Below are 23284 nucleotides of genomic sequence, written 5' to 3' on the forward strand. Positions count from 1 at the left end.
GGGCCTGTCCAACCTGTTTAAGGCACATGAGTGCCTCGGCTGTCGAGGATGATAGCGTGACTGAGTACCAAGCCTTCCGTGTGGAGTTGAAGGACAAGATCGCCCATGTAGCGATCAATCGACCTGACAAGGTCAATGCCATGAACGCTGCGTTCTGGAGTGAGATTGTCGATATTTTCGAGTGGATCGACGATACGGACGATGTCCGTGTAGTGGTGCTTTCAGGCGAGGGTAAACATTTTTCGGCCGGTATCGATCTGCAGTTGTTAGCGCAAGCCGCAACCCAGATGGGGAATGATGTCGGACGCAACGCCGAGCGCCTGCGCCGTCAGATTCTCAAGCTGCAAGCGTCGTTCAATGCCGTGGACAACTGCCGCAAGCCGGTTATCGCAGCCATCCAAGGATATTGCATAGGCGGTGCGATCGATCTGATCGCTGCTTGCGATATGCGTTACAGCACGCTCGACGCGCAATTCTCCATCAAGGAAATCGACATGGGCATGGCGGCTGATGTCGGAACACTGCAACGGCTGCCGCGAATCATCGGCGATGGAATGATGCGAGAGTTGGCTTATACCGGACGCACCGTTGAAGGCCAGGAAGCGCAGGCCATAGGATTGGTGAATCGAGCCTATCCTGATCAGCCGAAGCTGATGGCCGCGGTGTTCGCTCTGGCAGCTGACATCGCTGCGAAGTCGCCGGTGGCGATTCGCGGCACCAAGGAAATGATCCGCTATATGCGCGATCACCGCGTCGATGACGGTCTCGAGTACATTGCCACCTGGAATGCTGCAATGCTTCAGTCGGCAGACCTCAAGGTGGCCATGGCTGCCCATATGAGCAAACAGAAACCGGATTTCTCCGACTGATGCATCATCTAAACGTTGCGCGGGAGGCGCGCTAGGCATGGTTACCGGAGCTACTTCACTCAGCCTGGTCCGCGATGAACTATTCGCAACCATGGAGGAAGCCGAGCAGAGCCTCGAGCATTTCATCATTGATCGGAACAACGGAAGTCTGCTGCAACAGGCCGTGGAAAATCTCAAGCAGGTTCGGGGGACACTCAATCTCATCGAATTGACCGGGGCCGAGTTGCTGGCGCAGGAAATACTCCAGCTCGCCACCGATATTCCGGTTGGCGCAGGCGAAGAACGGGATACTCAGCTGGCAGCGCTGAGCAATGCCCTGTATGTGCTCGGGCGCTATCTTGAAAGTGTTGATGCCAGCCGTCAGGAAATGCCGGAACTGCTCCTGCCGCCGATCAACGCGCTGCGGCTCGTCAGTGCACAGTCCCCGTTACCCGAGAGTTTCTTCTTCAGTGCCCGACTCGATCATGCGCGACCACCAGTGGTGGCGGCAGTGCGAGAGCCTGCCGCGCGGATGACCGAAGCACGACGCTTACGACAGATGTATCAGGTCGGTCTGCTGGGTTTCATTCGTGAAGATAATGCTGCCGCGAGCCTCAAGCTCATGGCGCGAGCCCTCAGTCGATTGGATCTGCTGTTCGCCAATACTCCTGCTGGCCGCCTATGCTGGTTGGGCAGTGCGGCGTTGGAGGCCCAGCTGGATGGCCAGCTGCTGCCGCGTCAGTCACGCAAGCAACTGTTTTCCCGGCTCGACCGTGAGCTTCGACAACTCAGCATCAATACGGCCTACGAGCCGCCGCGTGTCCTGCTCAAGGAATTGCTGTATCTGGTTGCGTTGGCGGAAAGCAGCGGGCCCATGGCGACTCAGGTTCGCGAGACGTTCTCGCTTGGTCCGCTGCCCTTTACCGATCATCTGCTCGAGGACGAGTCCCAGCGCCTCGCTGGTCCCGGTCAGGCAGTGATGCGTTCGCTGTCATCGGCGATTCGTGAAGAACTGGCGAGCCTCAAGGATCTGCTGGACCTCATCGAAAGGCAGACGGCTCCGAGCGAATCGTACGCCAACCTGCACAGTCTGTTGGGGAAGCTGGCGAAGACCCTGGGTATGGTGGGGCTGTCTTCCGCTTCGAGTACCTTGCACGCTCAGCTTGCCACGGTCGCCGGCTGGAGCGCCGAACAGGCTCCGGACTCCCAGGCGCTGCTGAAGCTGGCCGACGCGGTGCTCTATGTCGAAAGCATGGTGGCAAGCCTGGAGCGCGGCGAGCGCCGTGATTCGCGGCCTCCAATTGCCCAACCGGGCCAGGAAGCTGAAGCCTTCGCCAATCATCAGCTCACCGAGGCCTGCATTGTTGTGATCGGCGAAGCGACCGCGGGCCTGGCGTTGGCCAAGCGCGCTATCACAGCCTATCTGGAGTCCAATGGGGAAAAGCTGCATCTGGCTAACGTCCCGTTCAGCTTGATGGCGGTTCGTGGCGGGTTGCGTTTCCTTGAGCAAGATCGGGCGGCCGAGCTGATCGGTGCTTGTGCCGACTTCATTCAGAAGCAGATGCTCGAAGGCGTGCAGATGCCTCCAGAGCAGATGCTCGAAACCCTTGCCGATGCCTTGACCAGCCTCGAGTACTACCTCGACGGTGGCGCAATACTGCGGCGCGACGACTCTCGCGCCAGCGTGCTGGATATTGCGTCCGAGAGCGTTCGCGCATTGGGTCTTCCGGTGGCTGCCTGATGAGCCTTCGCTGGCAGCCTGCACTGCTCGATCCCGCGAACGAAGGCGGGTGGGCCGTTGTGCATTGTCAGCAGGGTTTTCTTTTCGATGCCAACGGTGTGCTGTTTCCGAGAGGCTGGCTCAAGCGGCTTGAATTACCTGTGATAAGTGAGCAGGGCTTGGGTTACTTCGACGGCGACCCGGTGTTTCTGTTGGAGCTGGCTCACCCTGCCGAAGTGCCTGGTGCAGCCTGGCAGGGCTTGCGTCAGTTCATGATGCAGGACGATGATGTCGACAGGTTCCGTATGCTCGGCTTCGCCGCACAGATCGGCACCTGGGCCAATCATCATCGCTTCTGCGGAAGCTGTGGCAACCCGATGCGTCAGCATCCGACAGAGCGGGCAATGCAGTGCGAGAGTTGCGGCATTCATCATTACCCGCGTATATCTCCGAGCATGATCGTTCTGGTGACTCGTGGCGATGAATTGCTGCTGGCGCGTTCACCGCGCTTCGCGCCGGGTGTATACAGCACGCTGGCGGGCTTCGTTGAGCCTGGCGAGTCGGTCGAGCAGTGCGTCCGGCGAGAGGTGCATGAGGAAGTCGGTGTTTCGATCCAGGAGCCTCGCTACATCTGCAGCCAGGGCTGGCCGTTTCCGCACTCGTTGATGCTTGGCTTCCACGCGGAATATGCGTCGGGAGAGATCGTCATGCAGCCTGAGGAGATCGAAGATGCCGGCTGGTTCTCGATCCACGATCTGCCGGCACTACCAGCGCCAAAATCCATTGCCCGCTACTTGATCGACTTGTATGTGGCTCGACGTTCAGGCCGCCCCGAACCAGTGCTGCCAAGCTAATCTCAGGCTCAATGCCAGCACGACCGAAATAAAGATCGGTCGAATGAACTTCGATCCACCTTGGATCGCTGTGCGTGCCCCCAGGTAGGCGCCAACCATCAATGCGAGCCCCATGCCGATCCCCAATGCCCAGGCAACCTGGCCACTGATCACGAATACGGCAAGCGCAACACCGTTGCTGACGAAGTTCATGCTGCGCGCCACGCCGCTCGCTTTTAGCAGATCCAGTGGGTAGATCAGCATGTTGCTGACGGTCCAGAAGGCGCCGGTGCCGGGGCCGGCCACGCCATCGTAGAAACCCAGCGTCAGCCCCTGCGGCCATTGTCGGCGTTTGCCGATCGGCGCTGAATCTTCTCGTGGTGTGGTCGGCACCCGACCGAACAGCAGGTACAACCCACAGGCGAAGACCACCAAGGGCAGCATTTGATTAAGCCAGCGGGCGGGAATCCAGTGCGCCAGTCCTGCGCCTAGTGCTGCGCCTACGGCTGTAGCCGTGAGTGCGAATCGCCATTGCCCGGGATCGAAGAGCTTACGGCGATAAAACGTGAAGCTTGCCGTGGCCGAGCCGAAGGTCGCGCACAGTTTGTTGGTGCCGAGAACCAGATGTGGCGGTAAGCCGGCCGTGAGTAATGCGGGTAGGGTCAAGAGACCACCACCCCCAGCGATCGCATCGATAAAACCCGCAAAGAAGGCAACGGCCATCAGAGCGGCCAGTACCAGCGGGTCTGTGGCGAATTCAAGCATTGGCATGCGCGTCACTCATGAGCAAATTGGTGAAGACAGGCGGCGCATGATGCCGCTTGCGTTGCCGCAAGCCAATCGCGAGCTAATAAACGTCGTTTCACCGTATCGTTAGGAGGCAACAAAGCAGAATGTCGACTCGTAGTCAGTGTCCCCATCTGCTGCTGGCTGCGCTGCGTGACCCTGTCGATAATGTGCCGTCAAATTTTCGGGAATGTGGCGATGCAATATCTGGGGCTTGCAGTGGTTGTCGCGTTGCTTGCGCTGATCACTGCGCTGATAGCGGTGCGTATGCTGGTCGGCGGCCGCTGGCTGTTGGGGTGGCTGCGAGGCACCGTCGGTATGCTGGTCCTCGCGCTGGGTGGTCTGATTGGCTTGATCGCCTGGGACGTCACCACTTATCAGCCGCTGGAGCAGGGTGCACCGTTGGCGTCCTTGTCGTTTCAGGCCGATGGCCAGCAGCGCTATCAAGTAAAGGTGGAGGAGGGGCAGCAGATCCGTTTTGTCACGCTGGAGGGTGATCTTTGGCAACTCGACCTGCGTGCACTTCATTGGAAAGGTCTGGCAACGCTGATCGGTTTGAAATCGGGCTATCGGCTGGAGAAGCTTTCTGGTCGCTACCTCGCCGTCGAACAGCAGGATCAGGCTCGCCACCCTCATGTGGCGCTCGGACGGAGCCAAGCTGGGGTCGACTTCTGGGCTTGGCTGCAGCGCTGTCAGTGCGCACCGCTGGTCCTCGAGGCCCAGCCGCGACGGGTGAGCTTTCTACCGATCGCCGACGGCGCTACCTATACGGTTGAGATGGCACCCACGGGTCTGTTGGCGAAACCGGCAAACGCTGCAGCGGAACAGGCGATGAAAGACTGGTAACGGCGAAGATTTCAGCTAGTGAAGAAAGGGAACCCTGAGGTTCCCTTCTTTGTTTCAGACCCGTTAGGCGAGGTAGCCACCGTCCACGTTGAGCGACAGGCCTGTGGTGTAGCTCGATGCGTCGCTGGCCAGATACAGCACGGCGCCGGCCATTTCACTCGGGTCGGCGACGCGATTCAGCGGGATATGACGCAGCGCTTCTTCACGGATCGAGTCGTTCTTGACCAGCGCCGAGGCGAACTTGGTGTCGGTCAGGCCCGGCAGCAGCGCGTTACACCGAATGCCTTGCGGTGCGCATTCCTTGGCGAACGCCTTGGTCATATTGATCACCGCAGCTTTGGTGACTGAATAGATGCCCTGGAAGTTGCCTGGCGTCACGCCATTGATGGAGGCGACGTTGATGATGCTGCCGCCACCATTTGCACGCATCAGCTTGCCGGCCTCGACGGACATGAAAAAATATCCACGGATGTTCACGTCGACAGTTTTCTGAAAAGCCGAAACGTCGGTATCGAGGATGTGGCAGAACTGTGGGTTGGTCGCTGCGTTATTGACCAGGATGTCCAGCCGACCGAATTGCTCGCGAATCTGAGCGAATACCGTTTGAATCTGTTCCAGCTCACCGATGTGGCAGGCAACCGGCGTCGCTTTGCCACCAGCTGCGACGATTGCATCCGCGACAGCCTGACAGCCTTCGATTTTGCGACTGGAAACAATGACATGGGCGCCTTGCTGGGCCAGCAGTTTAGCGATGGCCTCGCCGATGCCGCGGCTGGCGCCAGAGACGAAAGCGATCTTGCCATCCAGGTCGAACAGGGTGGTTTTGCTCATGAACTGTATTCCTCTTGGTGAGCTGTATTACAGCTTCGATTTATGGATGACCTGCAGGCTTACTTGTTCGAGCAGGGCGTTCATTTGAACGAATTTAGCGAACCGCTGATCCTGGGTCTGGCCGTGGAAGTAGCGGTAGTAAATTTGTTGCACGATAGCCGCTAGACGAAACAGGCCGTAGGTGTAGTAGTAGTCGAAGTTATCGATATGAATGCCGGCACGCTCGGCGTAGTAATCGACGAACTCCTGGCGCGTTAGCATGCCTGGAGCATTGCTGGGCTGTTTGCGGATCAGTTGCATAGGCGGCGGATCTGTCGCTTCTATCCAATAGGCAAGCGTATTGCCCAGATCCATCAGCGGGTCACCAATGGTGGTCATTTCCCAGTCCAGCACGCCGATGATCTCCATCGGGTTCTCCGGGTTGAGGATGACATTGTCGAAGCGGTAGTCGTTGTGCACGATACCGGGCTTGTGGTGGTCAGCAGGCATCTTGTCGCGCAGCCAGGTTTTGATCGGTTCCCAACCAGGGGCATCCGGTGTGGCGGCCCGCTCGTAACGATCGATCCAGCCGGTAATCTGACGCTGCACGTAGCCTTCGGGCTTGCCCAAGTCGCCAAGGCCGCAGGCGCTGTAGTCCACGTTGTGCAGCTCGACGAACTTGTCGATGAAGCTCTTGCACAGCGCGGTCGTCTGTTCTGGCGTAAATCCGAGTTCAGCCGGCATGTCTTCACGCAGGATGATGCCCTGGACGCGCTCCATGACATAGAACTCGGCACCGATAAGCGCCTCGTCAGTGCAGTGGACGTAGGCTTTCGGGCAGTAAGGAAAGCCCGCGTTGAGCTGATTGAGGATTCGGTATTCGCGGCCCATGTCGTGTGCGGACTTGGCTCTGTGGCCAAACGGTGGGCGACGTAGCACGAATTCCTGCCGAGGATACTCCAGGAGGTAGGTCAGGTTGGACGCGCCACCCGGAAATTGCGAAATGTTCGGGCTGCCTTCCAGTCCCGAAATATGGGCTTTGAGGTATTGATCGATGACTGCAGCGGGCAGTTCTTCACCTTCACGGATGCGGCTGGTCTGATCTGTTAGCGCCATGCTTGTCCCTTTCTTGTAATCGATGCCTTGATGAGCAGGTTCATGGCGGCTGTACTCCGCAACGCCAGCTGACCATCCAGCACCTGTAATCTAATGGGCGCCCATGGCAGCACCAAGCAAAGACGGTCTTTATTGGTCGGGGTGTTGCTATGTAATCAAGATGCTTGATGCTTGAACGTCACTAAAAAAGCGCACAAAAAAGCCGAAGTCGCAAAACTTCGGCCTTTGCGTCACGTCTCGGCAAGTTAGGCGGGGAACAGCTCGCTCAGCTTCAGCGCGAGCATCATGTCGCCCTCGGCGCGCAGCTTGCCTGCCATGAACGCCTGCATGCCGTCGGTCTCGCCACTGATGACGCCCTGCATGGTTTCGCTGTCCATGATCAGCGTAACGTTGGCATCGGCGGACTCGCCTTTGTGAAAGTCACAGGTGCCATCCTTAACGACCAGATAGTAGTTTTCCGCGTCGGTGATATTGAACTGGAAAACCAGGTCCAGACCGGCTGCAGCGCTGGGGTTGAACTTGGCTTTCATGCCCTGGATGGTGTCGTCGACGTTGCTCATCGGATATGTCCTTTTTTATCGTGGAAATTGCAGCCTCGGGCTGCAGTCGGGTTGGAGCTTATCGATAGGTGACGAGCTCCGGATTCTTCAGCAGTTCCAGATGCACATGGCTGTTGAACGAAGCCAGCGCTACGTCGTTGTCGCGAAACTTCAGGCAGCTGAGCGAGGTGTTGACGATCTGCCAGTTCAATTCGAACGCCTTGATGGGCGGCACGCCGATGATCAGTTGAAGCAGTGCGGTGATGGTCCCGCCAGACGTGAAAACGGCGATGTGATCCTTTTTGTTCGCCTGATCGAGCAAACGGTTCAATCCGTTTTGGACACGGTCGATAAAGCTCTGCCAGCTTTCCAGCCCTGCTTTTTCATGCTCGCCAGAAACCCATCGATGAATCACGTAACTGAACAGTCGCTGGAACTCGGCACGGTGACTGGCAGCGTTGCTGAATATCTGCATCGCGTCAGGCTCAACGGCCAACAGATCGGCCATGTGAGCACGAATCACCTCGTCAGCGTGAAACTCATTGAACGCTGAATCGATTTCGATGGGACATTCATCTAGATCATGAGTGCTCATCCGCGCCAGGGTGGCCCGAGCGGTATCTTGCTGCCGGCTCAACTCTCCGCTCACGCAGCGGTCGAAACGAACACCTAATTGCTCCAAGTAATCTCCCAGGGCTGCTGACTGTCGAAAGCCAAGCGGCGACAGGGCATCGTAGTTTTCCGCGCCGAATGACGCCTGACCATGCCTGATCAGGTAAATACTGCCCATGTTCAGCTCCAGGACCCTGTTTTTCGCGAGGGTAGGGGGATCGACTAGGAGTGTCAACGATAAATCATACGTTTGTTTGAATCGGCTTCCGCTGGCTCAGGTGTCTATGCAATCGGTATGCTTGAGCGCTTTACGCCATGCCGTGTCCCGCTGGCAACCGTAGGTGATCCGAGGAGGATATGTGGAATTTCTTGCTGACTATGCAAGCTTTCTGGTTAAGACCGTCACGCTAGTGGCGGCTGTGCTGGTAGTGCTAGCTGCGCTCGCCACACTGCGGCGCGGAAGGAGCAAGCAGACGGGTGGCCATCTGGAAGTCCATAAACTTAACGACTTCTATAAATCGATGCGTGAGCGTCTCGAACAATCGCTGATCGATAAGGATCAACTCAAACTGCAGCGCAAGCGTGAAGCCAAGGCAGCCAAGCTGGCGAAGAAAAAGCCGGAAACCCGCCCGCGGGTGTTCGTGCTCGACTTCGACGGCGACATCAAGGCGTCGGCCGTCGACAACCTGCGGCATGAAATCACTGCACTGCTGACCTTGGCCACGCCACAGGACGAAGTGGTCCTTCGTCTGGAAAGTGGCGGCGGCATGGTCCACGGGTACGGACTCGCTGCCTCGCAGCTGGTGCGCATCCGTGATGCAGGTGTGCCGTTGACGGTGTGTGTCGACAAAGTTGCAGCGAGCGGCGGATACATGATGGCGTGTATCGGCCAGAAGATCCTCAGCGCACCTTTTGCAATTCTCGGCTCCATTGGGGTCGTAGCGCAGCTGCCCAATGTCCATCGATTGCTGAAGAAGCATGATGTCGATGTCGAGGTGCTCACCGCAGGTGAATACAAGCGTACCCTGACGATCTTTGGTGAAAATACCGATAAGGGACGGGAGAAATTCCAAGACGATCTGGAAACTACGCACGAGCTGTTCAAGAACTTCGTCGCCCGCTATCGCCAGCAGCTGTCTATCGACGATGTTGCCACTGGTGAGGTCTGGCTGGGTATCGCCGCTCTTGGCAAGCAGCTCGTTGATGAATTGAAGACGAGCGATGAGTATCTGGCCGCTCGCGCCCGCGAGGCGGATCTGTTCCAGCTGCACTATGCGGAGAAAAAAAGTCTTCCAGAGCGATTCGGCATGGCGGCGAGTGCCACCTTGGAGCACGGCTTGCTGAAGGGCTGGACACGTCTCAACGAACAGCGATTCTGGCAATAAGGAGCAACTGATGGGTAGCTTCAAAGCACTGCAAACCAGCGAACATGCCGATGGCCGTTTCGAAACACGTGTCGTCGAGAGAGCCATCGACGAACTCCCTGTGGGTGAGGTGTTGATTCGCGTTAGCTACTCATCGCTGAACTACAAGGATGCGTTGTCGGCCAGCGGCAACCGCGGCGTTACCCGAAGCTTTCCGCACACACCGGGCATTGATGCGGCCGGCACAGTTGCCGAATCGAGCGTCCCGGAGTTTTCCAAGGGCGATGAGGTCATCGTTACCGGATATGACCTTGGAATGAATACGGCGGGCGGTTTCGGTCAGTTCATTCGCGTGCCGTCGGCGTGGGTAATCAAGCGCCCTGCCGGGCTTTCCTTGCGCGAGGCCATGGCGCTTGGAACGGCAGGGCTGACTGCGGCACTCTGCGTGGACAAGCTCGAGTTGGCGGGCCTTGAGCCAACAACCGATGCGCCAGTTTTGGTGACCGGTGCTACGGGTGGAGTCGGCAGCATTGCGGTGGCCTTGCTGTCCCGTCTTGGTTACAGCGTCGCTGCGGTGACCGGTAAGGCCGATCAAGTCGATTTCCTAACCCGGCTTGGCGCCGCGCAGGTCATTGAGCGTGGTGTGCTTCAGGCGGGAGCGGAGAAACCTCTGTTCAAAGAGCAATGGGCCGGCGCGGTCGACACCGTCGGTGGCGAAATTCTTTTCAACGTCGTCAAATCGTTGCGGCGTGGCGCCAGTGTCGCCTGTTGCGGTCTGACTGCCGGGACGAATTTTCAGGCCAACGTCATGCCCTTCATTCTGCGCGGCGTGAATCTGCTTGGAGTCGACTCGGTGGAAATCCCGCTGGTCGTCAAAGCGTCGATGTGGGACAGACTGTCCGTGCAGTGGAAATTGCCGAATCTGGATGATCTGGTGCAGGAGATTTCGTTGGAGGAGTTGCCTGCAGCTATCGAGCGAATCCTGGCGGGGCAGCAGGCCGGTCGAGTACTTGTGCGGCTTGACTGACTGTGTGACCCCTTCGGTTGGGCGGCTTCGGTTAACCGGCTATTGATGATATAGCTAAAACCGATTTTGTTGCGTTGATCGAGTGAGCGAAGCTAGCGCCACTCCAACGCAACAGGAATGGGTCATGAAAGCACTGGCAGAGAAGATCATCGAAGCATTCGGCAAGAAGCAGCCGACCGAGGCCCTTCAGGTCGAGCACCCCAACTTCTGGATGTATCAATAAAAAAACCGCCGAAAGGCGGTTTTTTTATTGCAGCACGAGCGTGGATTCAGCCTTGTCGGCGGCGAAACAAGGGCAACGGTTCATCGACGGCCGATTGGTAGGTGACGGAGAAATCCTTCAAACCTTCCAGCGCCTCATAGGGGTCGCGGTCAGCGCGCACCGCGAAGGCGTCGAAACCGCAACGACGCATATAAAACAGTTGATCGCGCAGCACATCGCCTATGGCTCGGATCTCGCCTTTGTAGCCGTAACGCTCGCGCAGCAGGCGAGCGCTGGAGTAGTGGCGACCATCGGTAAAGGCAGGGAAGTTCAGTGCGATGACTTGGAAATGCTCAAGGTCGTCGGCGATTTCTTCCACGGCTTCGTCGGCGTCCAGCCAAACCCCGAGACCGCCGTCGCGAGCTTTCAATGCATGAGCATGATCGAGCCATAGCTGGAACGGCACGATCAGATCGTCACAATTGGACAGACCATCAAGCGTTACGTCCTTGGGTAGCAGATGCCAGGTTTCGTCGATGACCTGGCCGTCCTTAATGATTCGCTGCATAGACGCGCTCCTTGAAGGGGTCGATGCCGATACGGCGGAAGGTGTCGAGGAACTGTTCATCTTCTGTACGTTGCTCCACATAGACGCCGATGATCTTTTCGATCACGTCGGGCATAACGTCCTGAGCGAAGGACGGGCCAAGTATCTGGCCGAGGCTCGCATTGCGGCCGGAACTGCCGCCGAGGGAGACCTGGTAGAACTCGGCGCCTTTCTTGTCCACGCCCAGAATGCCGATGTGACCCACATGGTGATGTCCACATGCGTTCATGCAGCCGGAGATGTTCAGATCGATGTCGCCGATGTCGAACAGGTAGTCCATATCATCGAAACGGCGCTGGATGGCTTCAGCGATCGGAATCGACTTGGCATTGGCCAGCGAGCAGAAATCGCCGCCAGGGCAGCAGATGATATCGGTCAGCAGGCCGATATTCGGGGTGGCGACGCCCAGTTCGCGCAGCTCGCTCCACAACTCGAACAGCCGTGACTGTTCGACATCTGCGAGGATCATATTTTGTTCGTGGGAGTTGCGCACTTCACCGAAGCTGTAGCGATCGGCCAAATCGGCGATGGTATCGAGCTGCTTATCGGTCACATCGCCTGGAGCCACTCCGGTGCTCTTGAGCGATAGGGTGACGGCTGCGTAACCGGGCTTCTTGTGTGCCACCACGTTACGCTGGCGCCAGCGGGCGAAACCGGGATGCTCGGTATCGAGTTGAGCGAGCGCGGCGCTTTGATCTTCCAGAGGCTTGTAGGCCGGGTCGACGAAAAATTTGCTGACGCGCTCGACTTCGGCTTCGGTCAGCGTGCTAGGGCCATCTTTGAGATGGGACCACTCGGCCTCGACGCGCTCGGCGAAGACCTCCGGCGTGAGCGCCTTGACCAGAATCTTGATGCGCGCCTTGAACTTGTTGTCGCGACGGCCATAGCGGTTGTACACACGCAGGATGGCGTCGAGGTAGGTCAGCAGATGCTGCCAGGGAAGGAATTCGTTGATGAAGCTGCCCACGATCGGTGTGCGGCCCAAACCACCCCCGACTGACACGCGGAAGCCCAGCTCACCAGCCTCGTTGTTCACTGCTTCGAGGCCGATATCGTGCACTTCGATGGCGGCGCGGTCGCTCGCGGCTCCGTTCACGGCAATCTTGAACTTACGCGGCAGGAAAGCGAATTCCGGATGGAAGGTCGACCATTGGCGAATGATCTCGCACCAGGGGCGTGGGTCGATCAGCTCGTCTTTGGCTACACCGGCAAACTGGTCGGTAGTGGTATTGCGGATGCAATTGCCGCTGGTCTGGATCGCATGCATCTGCACCGTTGCCAGCTCGGCGAGAATCTCAGGGACATCTTCGAGTTCCGGCCAGTTGAACTGCACATTGGTCCGGGTACTGATGTGGGCGTAGCCCTTGTCGTACTTGCGGGCAATTTCAGCCAGCTTGCGCACCTGGGTCGAAGACAGCAGCCCATAGGGCACCGCGATACGCAACATGGGCGCATAGCGTTGAATGTACAGGCCGTTCTGCAGGCGCAGGGGGCGGAATTCCTCGCCACCGAGTTCACCCGCCAGAAAGCGACGGGTTTGATCGCGAAACTGGCGAACGCGATCCTCGATGATGTGTTGGTCGTACTGGTCGTAAACGTACATGGGATGTCCTGTTCTCAGGGCTGTCTACAGCTTATCGCGCGCACGGCCGCGCACCCATTCAGGGAGGGCGGCACGATACCAGCTAGCGGTTATGCGCAAAAGTGATGTTTGGGAATATGTTTAGAACGAAACGCTGCTTTATTGGCATTTGAAGCGGTGAGCTTGAGCGACTCGCTGGCGTGGTCTTAACTGCAAGCAACGTGAGCCCGATAACAAGGAGAGCAGCCGTGTCAGAGCAGTCCAATCAACGCGGTAATGACAGCGTGGCGGATGCCACCGCTATTTTCGTCCTGATAATTCTAGTCGTCGCAACGGCGGTTTTCTGGGTCAGTCACCAATAAAGCATGCTACCTGTGCCGGGGCTGTCACAGACCGGCAAGATACAGCACCAGCTTGACCACGCCGAGGATGATCAGTACGAACGCCACTGTGAAGCCGACACCCAACAGAATGAAGTGGCTCGGTTTTCCCTGACTGAAATCCCTTTCTCGGTTTTTTCCGCTCTGCACACCGAGCGCGCCAGCCAGAACGCTTTGTAGCATTTGCCGAAACGTGAGTGGTTTTGGTTGCTTGTCGTCGTTCATAGCCGCCCCGATATGACTGATCCCCTCGAAGTCTAGCCACCATCAAGCAAGCCGTCGCATCTAAGTTCCGAGGGTACCTGCAGCGGCTAGGGTTTGTTGCTTGATCTTGTCGGGTGCGCCGCGTAAGGTTCGCGCCTTCAGCCGCCAAGCGGCTGTCTTCATGGAGTGCGCGGTGCCCGGATCAAGGTTCGGGTTAAATGGGAAATCAGTACCAAGCTGATGCTGCCCCCGCAACGGTAGAGCCGAACCTTCGGCCAAGCCCGATACCAGCCCGTACTCCCCAAGGAATTGTCGCGGTGGGCGACATCCTCAGAACGCCTTGCGCCTGTTCCAGGCTGTGCGGCCGTTCTGCCGCCCGCGCGTCTCGAGACGGAGTGGGCATGTCTATCGTTTTCCGCTGGGCTGGTTTGGTGCTTTCGCTGCTGCTCGCTCCTCCCGCCCTGGGCGGGCAGGTTAAGGCGATCATCTCGCAGTACAGCGCGGCTGAATTCGCCTCGGCGGTGGCCCTGTTCAAACAGCGCCAACCGGACGAAATCATCGATGCACGGACCCCGGAACAGCTGAGCGAGATGGATGATGCCCGCATAGCCGAATGGCTCCAGGGCGGAGACACGCTGCTCGCTGTCGGCGTCTTCGGGTCCGAGGTGGAGCGCTTGCGGCCGCTGATCGAGGGGTACAGCTCCGGTGATCGTTACATCATGCACAGCGATCAGGGCTTGGTTGCGATGAGCCGTATCGATGGCACGCCCGTGTTCCGCGACCGTGAACAGGCATCACGTCTCGGCGCAGAAAAGCCCGGCGAGGATCTGGCCGGCTGGGTCCGCGAGCTTGGCGATGCCAATCCCGATCAGGCCGGGTGGATCGAGGCGCGTAGCTACTGGATTGCCGGTGGGAGCGATAACATCGCGCGCCTGCTGAGCTGGCTGTCCGACGATGGTTCGAGGCGGATCATGCCTGCCGAGCCGCGTCCAGCGCTACGCTTCTACCAGGACGGGCGTACTCTCAACGCATCTGAGCTCGTCTGGCGCGGCGACAGCATGGTCGCGGTGATCGATCATGGCCGTGCCGATCGCCGGGGCGACGCCGACCTCAACAACGCGCTCTGCCAGACGCTGCAACAGCGTGATATCGCCTGCGTCAGCCTGCTCGCTGGATGGGGCGAGGGCACCCTGCAGGCGCTGCGTTGGCTCGAAAGCGGTGCGCATCCGACGCTGGCGGCGGTGGTCGTGCTGCAGGATTTCGTGCTCGGCGGTGGCGAGGGGCGAGAAGAGGCCACCGAGATACTCAAGCGCCTCGATGTGCCTGTGCTCAAGGCCTTGCGCCTGGATGACCGTGACGAGAGCGCCTGGCAGCTCTCCAGTGACGGGCTCGGGCGCGACAAGGTCCACTACCAGTTGGCCATGCCGGAGCTGCAGGGCAGCAGCCAGCCGATGGTGCTGGCCGCGTGGGAGTCGGCGCAGATCGATCCGAATTCCGGTATCCGTTTTGGTTTCAGCCAGCCCTTGCCGTCCCGGATCGAAGCGTTCGCCGCTCGGATCCATCGCTGGCAGCGGTTACAGCGCAAGGCCAACAAGAACAAGCGTGTCGCCATCATCTATTACAACCATCCGCCGGGACGGCACAACATTGGTGCCGACAACCTGGACGTACCGCAATCCTTGCTCGCGATACTGCGGCGTCTCAAGGCTGAGGGCTACGAAACAGGCGAGTTGCCGCTGTCTTCCGAGGCGCTGCTGGGCATGCTGCAAGACCATGGCGTGAATCTGCCTGAGCAAGGGGATGCGTTGGCCAACATGGCCGAGAAGGTGCCCGGGCTCGACCGCGATGGATATCTGCGCTGGTTCCGTACCTTGCCGTCGGCCTTGCAGGCCGAGATGGTGCATGGCCCGTTGGGCCACTGGAGCGCGCAGATGCGTCGGGCACTGCAGGCGTCGCATCTGGATATCGCCCAGCAGACCTTGCGTGATGGGTCGAGCGAGCTGCATCACCTGCTCGATGGCGTCGAGCATCCGGCCAGAGCCCGCGCGCTGGATCTGCTCGGGCAACTCGAGCACTTCTACGAACGAGCGCTCGAGCAGCCCGGGCTGGCCAACTGGAGTGAAGCGGATGAGCTGATCGACGCGCTGGCGGCTACAGGCATCGAGGGGCTGCGTGGTTGGGGCGAAGCGCCTGGACGGGTGATGGTGCAAGGGGAGCGGATGGTTTTTCCAGGTCTACGACTGGGCAACGTCTTCCTCGGTCCGCAGCCGCCGCGAGGCTGGGAAGTGGACGAGGAATTGCTCCACGCCAACCTGGTCTTTCCGCCAACGCACCAGTATCTGGGCTTCTATCATTGGCTGCGCGACGACTTTCGTGCCGATGCCTTGGTGCACCTGGGGCGTCACTCTACCTACGAATTCCTGCCGCGGCGGCGTGCCGGGCTGAGTGCCGAGGATTACCCGCTGCAGATCGTCGGCGATCTGCCGAGCATCTATCCCTACATCGTCGATGGCGTGGGTGAGGGCATCCAGGCCAAGCGTCGAGGGCTCGCGGTGATGATCGATCACCTCACGCCGCCTCTGGTGGCGACGCCGCTGTACGACGATCTGCTCAAGCTGCGTCAGCTAATCGAGAGTTTCGAGGCCGGGACTGGCAGCACCGAAGGGCCCGCTCGGCGCGCGACTATCGCTGAGATCAAACGGCTGCTGAGCGAGTCCGGGTTGGAACCCGAGCTGCGCGATTCCATGGCCGAGCCGCTCGCCGCGCGCGGTATCGATTTCGATCAGGTCGACGACGATCTGCTGGTCCACGAGGTCGGTCATTACCTAACCAATATCCAGGAGCGCTTCATGCCGCTCGGTCTGCACGTGTTCGGCAAGCCCTGGTCCGAGGAGGCGGTCGATACTCTGATGGCGTCGATGGGCGCCGAACGGACCGAGTACCGCCAGGCATTGGTCGATTCCCCGGCAGCCGAGATGCGGGCGCTGATCCACGCGCTAGAGGGAGGCTTCGTCGCGCCGGGTAAAGGCAACGACCCGATCCGCACGCCGGAGGCGTTGCCCACGGGGCGCAACTTCCACGCGCTGGACAGCAGCCTGCTGCCGAGTCGTATCGGTTGGGGGATCGGTCGAGAACTGGCCGATCGCGCCCGTGAGCGAGCCATGCCGGAGGGCGGCCGTGAAGCGGTCATCCTTTGGGCCTCGGACACCGTACGAGACGAAGGCGCCATGGTTGCGTTCGGCCTCGATCTGCTCGGCGTCGAGCCGGTCTGGAACAGTCGGGGAATCGTCGAGGGGATCGAGCGGGTGCCGCTTGAGCAGGGTCATGAACGCCGTGACTTGATGTTCACCACCTCCGGCCTGTTCCGGGATTTGTACGCCGACCAGCTTGCGCTGCTCGAGCGCGGTGTGCTGTTGGCGCTGGACGGCGCCAGCAACACCATCCGCCGGGATTATCCCGCTCTGCGTATCGCTTTGGATGCCGCGCTGCAACCGATCGGTGCGCTGGCGACCGGCGGAGATGAGACCCTTTCACAGAACCGGATCGCCGCCAACTGGGTCGAGGACGCGGCGCGCCGATTGGACGGCGGCGCCGATGCCGAGCAAGCCGGAAGCCTGTCGGCGCTGCGCCTGTTTGGGGTGGCACCAGGCGCCTATGGTGCAGGCATCAACGCGCTGGTGGAACGCTCCGGCAGTTGGCAGGACCGTAGCGAGTTGGCGCGCAGCTACGTCAACCGGATGGGCCATGCCTACGGCCTGCAGCACAATGGCGAGCCGGTCCAGGCAGTGTTCGAGGCTGGCTTGAAGCAGGTCACACGTACCTATCTAGGACGTTCCAGCAACCTCTACGGGCTGATGGACAACAACGATGCGTTCGACTACCTCGGTGGCCTGAGCATGGCCGTCGAGCATTTGGCCGGCCAGGCGCCCGAAAATTTCGTCAGCTGGCACAACGACCCGACCAAGGTGCGCCTGGAACCCTTGCAGCAGGCGTTGCTGGCGGAGCTTCGCGGCCGCTTCCTCAATCCGGCCTGGATCAAGGCGTTGATGCAGCATGATTACGCTGGCGCGCGGACCATGGGCAGCGAGTTCCTGGAATATCTCTGGGGCTGGCAGGTGACCAACCCGGACATTATCCAGGACAGCGCCTGGGAGGAGGTCAAGGCGGTGTATCTCGATGATCGCTACCAGTTGGGGATCGATTCCTTTCTTGAACAGGGCGCCAATGTGCATGTGAAGGCCAACATGCTGGCGATCATGCTGGTGGCCATTCACAAGGGCTTCTGGCAGGCCGACGAGCAGACCCGGAGTGAGTTGGCTGAGGCCTTCGCCACGCTGGTTTCTGCGAATGGGCTCCCCGGCAGCGGCCACACCCGCCCCGACCATCCGATGATCGAGTGGCTGCTGCCCCAGCTGAAGCCCGACGTTCGGGAGGCTTTGCAGGCGCGTCTGGATGCCGCGAAGCGCGAGCCGCAGCAGACCATGAAGGCGCCCAGCAGTATCAGCGAGATCCAGCCAGACGTAGCCGAGCAGTCTGTCGAGGCGCAGGAGTCGCAAGGCGAGGGCGATACCAGTGCCAGCCAATACCTGTGGCTGGCTGCGCTAGTCATGCTGTTGCTGCTGGGCGTCGGTATCTGGCGAGGCCGCCGAGCACCATCCAGGGGTGGCTCATGAGCATGCTCGATGACCGTTTGTTCGGCTGGTTGCACCTGCTGGTGGGGTGGCTGCTGCAGCCCGTGACCTGGACGCTGTTCGGACTCATGGCCATGATGATCTGCGACGCAGGCGTCGCGGCGGGAGAGCGGTTTGGTGGGCTTCGGCGCTGGCGCATGCTGACGGTGGCCGAAATCGAGAGGCGTGCAAGGCGGCGGCTTGATCGCGCCGATCTGATCGCTCGCGTCGGGCCGATGCTCGGCCTGATGGGCACATTGATACCCCTCGGTCCGGGCCTGGCTGCGCTGGGAGACGGCAATGTGCAGATACTCAGCGTCGCGATGCGAGTGGCCTTCGATACCACCGTGCTCGGGCTGTTGATCGGGGTGGGCGGCTTTGCGCTCGGCCGTTTGCGACGACGTTGGTATGACGAGCTGCTGGATGAGATCGAAGCGGCGGAGGCGCGCGACAATGAGTCGACGGTGGCGATCTAGTCGATTTGCGGCTGGCGATGACGATCCGTTGGGACCCTTGGCCAATCTGGTCGACGTAGTCCTGGTATTCGCCTGTGGCTTGATCGCCGCGTTAGTCGCCCAGACCGATCTACTGGAGCAACTCGATGCCGCCAAACAGCCCGTGACGGTCGAACGCGGGCGTGAGCTGCCGCGCTTGCCAGACAGTCTGGAGGGCAGCTCCGGCCAAGGCTTGGAAAGTGTCGGGCAGGTCTATCGTGATCCCGTGACCGGCAAACTCATCCTGATCGGAGACTGACTACCGAGTCCTATCGTCTCAGCCGCCGCCTTTGAACCAGTCCCACAGCCCCAGCGAATAGTTCGGCAACAGGTTGATCCCGAGCGCCGACTTGATCAGATAGAGCACCACCAGGCCGACCAGCACGGAGAACATCAGGAACAAGGTGATCGCGCCGGCCTTTGCAGCCAGCGAAAGGCTGCGCTGCGCGCGGGACAGGTTGCGTTTGTTGCGCCCGCCAACCAGTACGAAATAGTACTGGTTGCTCCACAGGCTGAACGTACCGCGCCAGTCAATCTTGTGACGGCCCCAGGAACGCGTGGCGAAGGCGCTGCGCAATCCTTCCAGCTGCTGTTCACTAAAGCTTTCACGCAAGTGTTCGGGCAGTCGTTGCTTGAGTCCGACGATGAATGGGTCGTGCTCGAGCGCAACGTTAGCGTTGGCCGCTGGCGACTGGGCGTTTGTGTCGTTATTGCGTGGTTCGGAGTGAGACATGCGTCAGAAAGCCGTCAGAGCTGGAAAAGTCGATTCCCTCCATGCAACTAATCGGCCGTATCGGTCCGTCCGGCGCAAATTGCTTCGAGCGCCTGGTTCAGTTGCGCGAAGTCCGGTCTTTCCAGTACGGCGTCAAGGAGGCAGCGGCGCTTCAGCTCGCCGAGGTCTCGCAGAGCCGGATCGTGGTCGGCGACCGTGCAATGCGCCAGTAGCTCTTCCAGCAGGCATCCGAACGCGCGTGCTTCGAGTCGCTGCAATGCAGGTGCTTGTGCGCCTTGCGGATCATAGAACGATGCAGCACCAAAATCGCTGAGCAGGGTCTGACCGCGCGGATCCACCATCAGATTGTGTGCGTAGAGATCGCCGTGCAGGATGCCTCGTGCGTGCAGGTGAGCGACCACAGATCCGACGCTGGCTGCGATGCGAAGCACCTGTGCAGGGCTGAACTGGCAGCTCGCTGGATAGCAATCGCGCGTACAACTGGACAGCGATGGCGGGCCGGCGAGCGTCTGGAAGGCGGGATCGATCAGGGTCAACAGCAGCCCAGGAAGAGCACCAGCCTGCTCGGCCAGTGGTCCCGCTACCGGAATCAGGTTGGCGTGCGCGCCGGCTGCGATGCTGGCGGCCATCTCGCTATGAGGCAATCCATCGCTGGTCAGGTTGCCTTTGAACAGCTTGGCTGCCATGGCTTGTCCGGCGCTCCCCGGGCGCTGCCATTCGGCACGATGGATAACCCCGGACGCGCCCTGGCCAAGCACATCTTCGAACGACACCTGCGCGCGATCAATGGGCGGCAATGGATGCTGGGCCAGGATCTCCGCCTCCATCTTGTCGCTAAAGGGATTGCCGGCAAATGCCAGCCAGCTCAGCCGGGGCATACGCAGCAGCCAGCCAGGAAGGGCGGGGAGCTGGTTGGCAGCGATTCGCAGCAACTCCAGGCGCCGGCAGTCGGCGAGCGATTCAGGAAGTTCACGCAGCCGGTTTCCCGCCAGCATCAGTTTCTGCAGGCGGTCGCATCGGCCGATCTCGGTGGGCAACGCTTCGAGCTGGTTGTCGGTGAGAATCAGCCAGCGCAGCAGGGTGGGTAGTGCTTCGGCCGGTAGCGTGCGGATGCGGTTTGCTTTGAAACCGACCATTTCCAGTTGGGCGCAGCGGCCAATCACAGCGGGCACGGCGGTAAAGGCGTTATCGGAGCAGAACAGGATGCGCAGTTTGTGCAGGCGCGGAAGGTCATCTGGAAGGCGGGTCAGTCTGTTGCCGGACAGGTTGAGCACTTCCAGGCTGTCGGCCAGTTCGAAGATTTCCGATGGGAATACGTCGAGTCCTTCGGACAGGTCGAGACGGGTGATGCCCGTCAGCTCACCGCGCTTCAGTTGTTCCAGTGTGTGCATGCTGTTCTCGTAGCCCGTCACTGGGCATGGTTGTGCGGCCGCCGCAGTCTGTATCGGCCGGTCGGGGCCTAGTTCGACTCAGTCGCGCTAGGACAACGGCATGCGACACTTGTTCAGCGCAACGGCTCTGGCCTGGATGTTTGGGAGGATTGGCGGCGATCGCGCACGATGCGTTCGGCGCGCGCACGCAGTTGTCCACAACCGCCGTCGATGTCCTGTCCGGCAGAATTGCGCACTTTGGTCAGCACGCCATTGTCGTGCAGATAACGCATGATCTGGCGAATCCGCTCGGCTTCGGGTCGTTGAAATTCATCGTCGTCCAGGCTGTTGTACGGAATGACGTTCATGATCGCGAACTTGCCGCGCAATAAACGGATGATGCCGTCCATCTCGTCCGGGCTGTCGTTGATGCCCTTTAGCAGCGTCCACTGGTACTGGATCGGATAATCGACCAGCCGCGCATAGCGCTCGCCCAGTTCGACCAGCTCGGCGGGGTCGAATACCGGTGCGCGCGGCAGTAGCTCGCGCCGCAGTGCGGCGTCGGTAGTGTGCAGCGAAAGTGCCAGTGCGGGTTTGATCTTTTGGCTCGGGAGGCGTTCGAACACGCGTGGATCGCCAACGGTAGAGAACACCAGGTTCTTGTGGCCTATGCCTCCGTCGGTGCCCAGCAGATCGATGGCGTCGAGGACATTGTCGAGGTTGTGCGCGGGTTCGCCCATGCCCATGAATACCACCTTCTTCACCGGGCGGTAGCGGCGGGCAAGGGCAACCTGGGCGACGATCTCGGCGCTGCCGAGCTGGCGCAGCAGGCCACTTTTACCCGTCATGCAGAACACGCAACCGACTGCGCAGCCGATCTGGCTCGACACGCACAGACCGTCGTGCGGCAACAGCACGCTTTCGACCATCTGGCCGTCCGCCAGCTCGACCAGTAACCGGGCCGAGCCATCGCCACCGGGATGTTCGGAGCGCAGGCGAGCCAGCCCAGCGACGGTTTCGCTGATCTTGGGCAGCCCGTTGCGCACCGACAATGGCAGGAAGTCTTCGGTCTTCTGGTGACGGGTTCCGACATCCAGCGCCTGCCCTTTGAGCCAGGCACGCGTGATCCGACCGATATGGACGGGCTTGGCACCGATCTCGGCGAGCTGTCGATGGATGTCTTGGATGCGCATAGGGCGCGCATTCTAGCCAAAGGTCGAGGCCTGGTCTGTAGTGTGGTGAAGATTGCCAGCTCCCGCGCCGGGACATTCATTCCTTGAAGCGACGACTGCCCAGGGTGAGCCCGAACAACAGTATCGCGAGCAAGCCAAAAGCAAGCGTCAGCGAACTGTAGTGAGCGATCACGCCAATCACGGCTGGGCCTGCAAGTACGCCGGCAAAGCCGATGGTGGTCGCCGCGGTGATGGCCTGATGAACCGGCATGCTGTGCTGCCGGCTCAAGGAGGAAATCAGCACTGGCGAGACATTGGCGCAACCCAGGCCACACAGGCCGTAACCGAGGAGGGCGAACCCCCAATGCTCGGTCAGGATACTCAGGCCGATGCCAAATCCCGCCAACAGTCCGCCGAAACCGATCACCCGTGCGGTCCCTAGGCTGTTTACCACAGGCGCTCCGGCGAAGCGGCCGACGGTCACCATCAAGGCGAAGCTTGCGTAACCCAGGCCGCCCTTGGCGGTTTCCAATGCCTTGTGCTCGGTGAGGTAGAGCGCGCTCCAGTCCAGTACTGCACCCTCGGCCAGGTAGACGACGAAACACAGGGCGCCCACCAGCAGCACCATCCCGGTCGGGCGGATGAGCGCGACCCCGCCGCCCGGTGCCTTGTCCCGTAGAAACCCGGATGATACGGCGAGGTTGGCCAAAGCGATCACGGCAATCATCAACAGTGTGCCGGTTGCCGGTGCGAGGCCCAGGGTCAGCGCGCCGGTCAGTGCCAGCGCACCGCAGATTGATCCCAGGCTGAACATGCCATGGAAGTTCGACATGTGTCGCTTGCCGGAGCCACGCTCGATGAGCACACCCTGAATATTGAGCACCACATCGATGACACCCAGGCTGCCACCGAAGCAGAACAACGCCAAGGCGAGGACCCAGATCGATTCGGTCAGCGCCATTCCGGTCAGTGCAAAAAGCAATAGCGCGACGCTCGACAGCACCACAGGACGGATGCCGCAGCGGGTCACCAGCAATCCAGATAACGGCATCCAGCTCAACGAGCCGATGCCGATGCATAGCAATAGCGTGCCGAACAGGGCATCGCTCATCTCGATGCGCTCGCGCACATAGGGCACCAGCGGCGCCCATACGGACAGACCGAATCCGGCCATGAAGAAACCGACCCGAGTCGCGCGGCGCGCGAGGGGAGATGTAGCATCAACGCAACGGGGCACCGGCGACATTCGTGGGTGTCCTTGATCAGCAGGAGTGAAAGCCAGCGCTAGCGCGCCAAAGGCCGTGTACAGGCGTCATTGTGGCAAATTCCAGCGTGCCGGGTGTGCCCAGCGTCGCTCGTGCCCATGGTA

General features: G+C 60.2%; 21 protein-coding genes and 1 riboswitch. Of the genes, 9 read left to right on the top strand and 12 right to left on the bottom strand.

Going from position 1 to position 23284, the window contains the following annotated elements:
- The first annotated feature begins 56 nt into the window (after nucleotides 1–56).
- From MCB86_RS06175 to nudC, 3 genes are read left to right on the top strand one after another with little or no spacing between them, the layout of a single operon-like run.
- A complete protein-coding gene (locus tag MCB86_RS06175) occupies nucleotides 57–869 on the top strand; it encodes a crotonase/enoyl-CoA hydratase family protein (RefSeq protein WP_045162421.1) in 813 nt (270 codons plus the stop codon).
- A gap of 37 nt (nucleotides 870–906) precedes the next feature.
- Nucleotides 907–2589: a hypothetical protein gene (locus tag MCB86_RS06180; RefSeq protein WP_045162362.1), complete on the top strand. Its 1683-nt coding sequence runs from the start codon at nucleotides 907–909 to the stop codon at nucleotides 2587–2589.
- Nucleotides 2589–3422, top strand: coding sequence for an NAD(+) diphosphatase (gene nudC, locus MCB86_RS06185; RefSeq protein ID WP_045162361.1), 834 nt, complete (start codon nucleotides 2589–2591; stop codon nucleotides 3420–3422). Before MCB86_RS06180 ends, nudC begins: the two co-directional genes overlap by 1 nt.
- On the opposite strand, the gene MCB86_RS06190 is transcribed toward nudC, so the two are convergent.
- Entirely contained in the window at nucleotides 3390–4172 is a 783-nt protein-coding gene (locus MCB86_RS06190) for a TSUP family transporter (protein WP_045162360.1), read from the bottom strand. The genes nudC and MCB86_RS06190 overlap by 33 nt on opposite strands.
- Before the next feature lie 213 nt (nucleotides 4173–4385).
- Here MCB86_RS06190 and MCB86_RS06195 point away from each other — a divergent pair, with 213 nt between their 5' ends.
- Nucleotides 4386–5033 (top strand): hypothetical protein, encoded by a 648-nt coding sequence (locus MCB86_RS06195; RefSeq protein WP_045162359.1) that lies wholly within the window; start codon nucleotides 4386–4388, stop codon nucleotides 5031–5033.
- A 63-nt stretch (nucleotides 5034–5096) separates the two neighbouring features.
- Here the strand turns inward: MCB86_RS06195 and MCB86_RS06200 are convergent, their stop codons facing one another.
- The 4 genes from MCB86_RS06200 to MCB86_RS06215 form a co-directional block, all read right to left on the bottom strand.
- Nucleotides 5097–5873, bottom strand: a complete 777-nt coding sequence (locus tag MCB86_RS06200; protein WP_268988819.1) for an SDR family oxidoreductase — start codon at nucleotides 5871–5873, stop codon at nucleotides 5097–5099.
- An 18-nt stretch (nucleotides 5874–5891) separates the two neighbouring features.
- Nucleotides 5892–6959, bottom strand: a complete 1068-nt coding sequence (locus MCB86_RS06205; protein WP_239610321.1) for a phosphotransferase family protein — start codon at nucleotides 6957–6959, stop codon at nucleotides 5892–5894.
- Between the two features lie 245 nt (nucleotides 6960–7204).
- Nucleotides 7205–7519: an SCP2 sterol-binding domain-containing protein gene (locus tag MCB86_RS06210; protein WP_025241974.1), complete on the bottom strand. Its 315-nt coding sequence runs from the start codon at nucleotides 7517–7519 to the stop codon at nucleotides 7205–7207.
- Nucleotides 7520–7577: 58 nt separating this feature from the next.
- Nucleotides 7578–8288, bottom strand: a complete 711-nt coding sequence (locus MCB86_RS06215; RefSeq protein WP_239610322.1) for a histidine phosphatase family protein — start codon at nucleotides 8286–8288, stop codon at nucleotides 7578–7580.
- Nucleotides 8289–8469: 181 nt separating this feature from the next.
- Between MCB86_RS06215 and sohB the strand changes: the two genes are divergently transcribed.
- Both sohB and MCB86_RS06225 read left to right on the top strand, forming a co-directional pair.
- The gene (gene sohB, locus MCB86_RS06220; RefSeq protein WP_239610323.1) at nucleotides 8470–9495 is read left to right on the top strand and encodes a protease SohB; all 1026 of its coding nucleotides are present in this window, start codon (nucleotides 8470–8472) and stop codon (nucleotides 9493–9495) included.
- 10 nt (nucleotides 9496–9505) lie between these two features.
- Nucleotides 9506–10501: a YhdH/YhfP family quinone oxidoreductase gene (locus tag MCB86_RS06225; RefSeq protein WP_239610324.1), complete on the top strand. Its 996-nt coding sequence runs from the start codon at nucleotides 9506–9508 to the stop codon at nucleotides 10499–10501.
- 269 nt (nucleotides 10502–10770) lie between these two features.
- On the opposite strand, the gene MCB86_RS06230 is transcribed toward MCB86_RS06225, so the two are convergent.
- From MCB86_RS06230 to MCB86_RS06240, 3 genes are all read right to left on the bottom strand, one after another.
- Nucleotides 10771–11271, bottom strand: a complete 501-nt coding sequence (locus MCB86_RS06230; protein ID WP_045162353.1) for a DUF934 domain-containing protein — start codon at nucleotides 11269–11271, stop codon at nucleotides 10771–10773.
- Entirely contained in the window at nucleotides 11255–12913 is a 1659-nt protein-coding gene (locus MCB86_RS06235) for a nitrite/sulfite reductase (RefSeq protein ID WP_239610325.1), read from the bottom strand. The genes MCB86_RS06230 and MCB86_RS06235 overlap by 17 nt, the downstream gene beginning before the upstream one ends.
- A 365-nt stretch (nucleotides 12914–13278) precedes the next feature.
- On the bottom strand, nucleotides 13279–13497 hold the full coding sequence (locus MCB86_RS06240; protein WP_045162351.1) for a DUF2970 domain-containing protein: 219 nt from the start codon (nucleotides 13495–13497) through the stop codon (nucleotides 13279–13281).
- Nucleotides 13498–13650: 153 nt separating this feature from the next.
- Nucleotides 13651–13787, top strand: a riboswitch (cobalamin riboswitch).
- 90 nt (nucleotides 13788–13877) lie between these two features.
- Here MCB86_RS06240 and MCB86_RS06245 point away from each other — a divergent pair.
- From MCB86_RS06245 to MCB86_RS06255, 3 genes are read left to right on the top strand one after another with little or no spacing between them, the layout of a single operon-like run.
- Nucleotides 13878–18149 (top strand): cobaltochelatase subunit CobN, encoded by a 4272-nt coding sequence (locus MCB86_RS06245; RefSeq protein ID WP_239610326.1) that lies wholly within the window; start codon nucleotides 13878–13880, stop codon nucleotides 18147–18149.
- A complete protein-coding gene (locus MCB86_RS06250) occupies nucleotides 18146–18622 on the top strand; it encodes a MotA/TolQ/ExbB proton channel family protein (RefSeq protein WP_239610327.1) in 477 nt (158 codons plus the stop codon). Before MCB86_RS06245 ends, MCB86_RS06250 begins: the two co-directional genes overlap by 4 nt.
- Nucleotides 18600–18899, top strand: coding sequence for a DUF2149 domain-containing protein (locus MCB86_RS06255; protein WP_239610328.1), 300 nt, complete (start codon nucleotides 18600–18602; stop codon nucleotides 18897–18899). The genes MCB86_RS06250 and MCB86_RS06255 overlap by 23 nt, the downstream gene beginning before the upstream one ends.
- Before the next feature lie 18 nt (nucleotides 18900–18917).
- Here MCB86_RS06255 and MCB86_RS06260 read toward each other — a convergent pair whose 3' ends face one another.
- The 4 genes from MCB86_RS06260 to MCB86_RS06275 form a co-directional block, all read right to left on the bottom strand.
- Complete coding sequence (locus MCB86_RS06260) at nucleotides 18918–19373, bottom strand: hypothetical protein (RefSeq protein ID WP_045162348.1); 456 nt, start codon at nucleotides 19371–19373, stop codon at nucleotides 18918–18920.
- Between the two features lie 47 nt (nucleotides 19374–19420).
- Nucleotides 19421–20764 carry a leucine-rich repeat-containing protein kinase family protein gene (locus tag MCB86_RS06265; protein WP_239610329.1) on the bottom strand — a complete coding sequence of 448 codons (1344 nt, stop codon included), beginning with the start codon at nucleotides 20762–20764 and terminating at the stop codon, nucleotides 19421–19423.
- 113 nt (nucleotides 20765–20877) lie between these two features.
- Nucleotides 20878–21936 carry an RNA methyltransferase gene (locus MCB86_RS06270; protein ID WP_239610330.1) on the bottom strand — a complete coding sequence of 353 codons (1059 nt, stop codon included), beginning with the start codon at nucleotides 21934–21936 and terminating at the stop codon, nucleotides 20878–20880.
- 76 nt (nucleotides 21937–22012) lie between these two features.
- A complete protein-coding gene (locus MCB86_RS06275) occupies nucleotides 22013–23161 on the bottom strand; it encodes an MFS transporter (protein ID WP_239610331.1) in 1149 nt (382 codons plus the stop codon).
- Nucleotides 23162–23284 lie beyond the last annotated feature (123 nt).

The organism is Pseudomonas sp. KSR10, assembly GCF_022355455.1.
Classification (GTDB): Bacteria; Pseudomonadota; Gammaproteobacteria; order Pseudomonadales; family Pseudomonadaceae; genus Stutzerimonas; species Stutzerimonas stutzeri_E.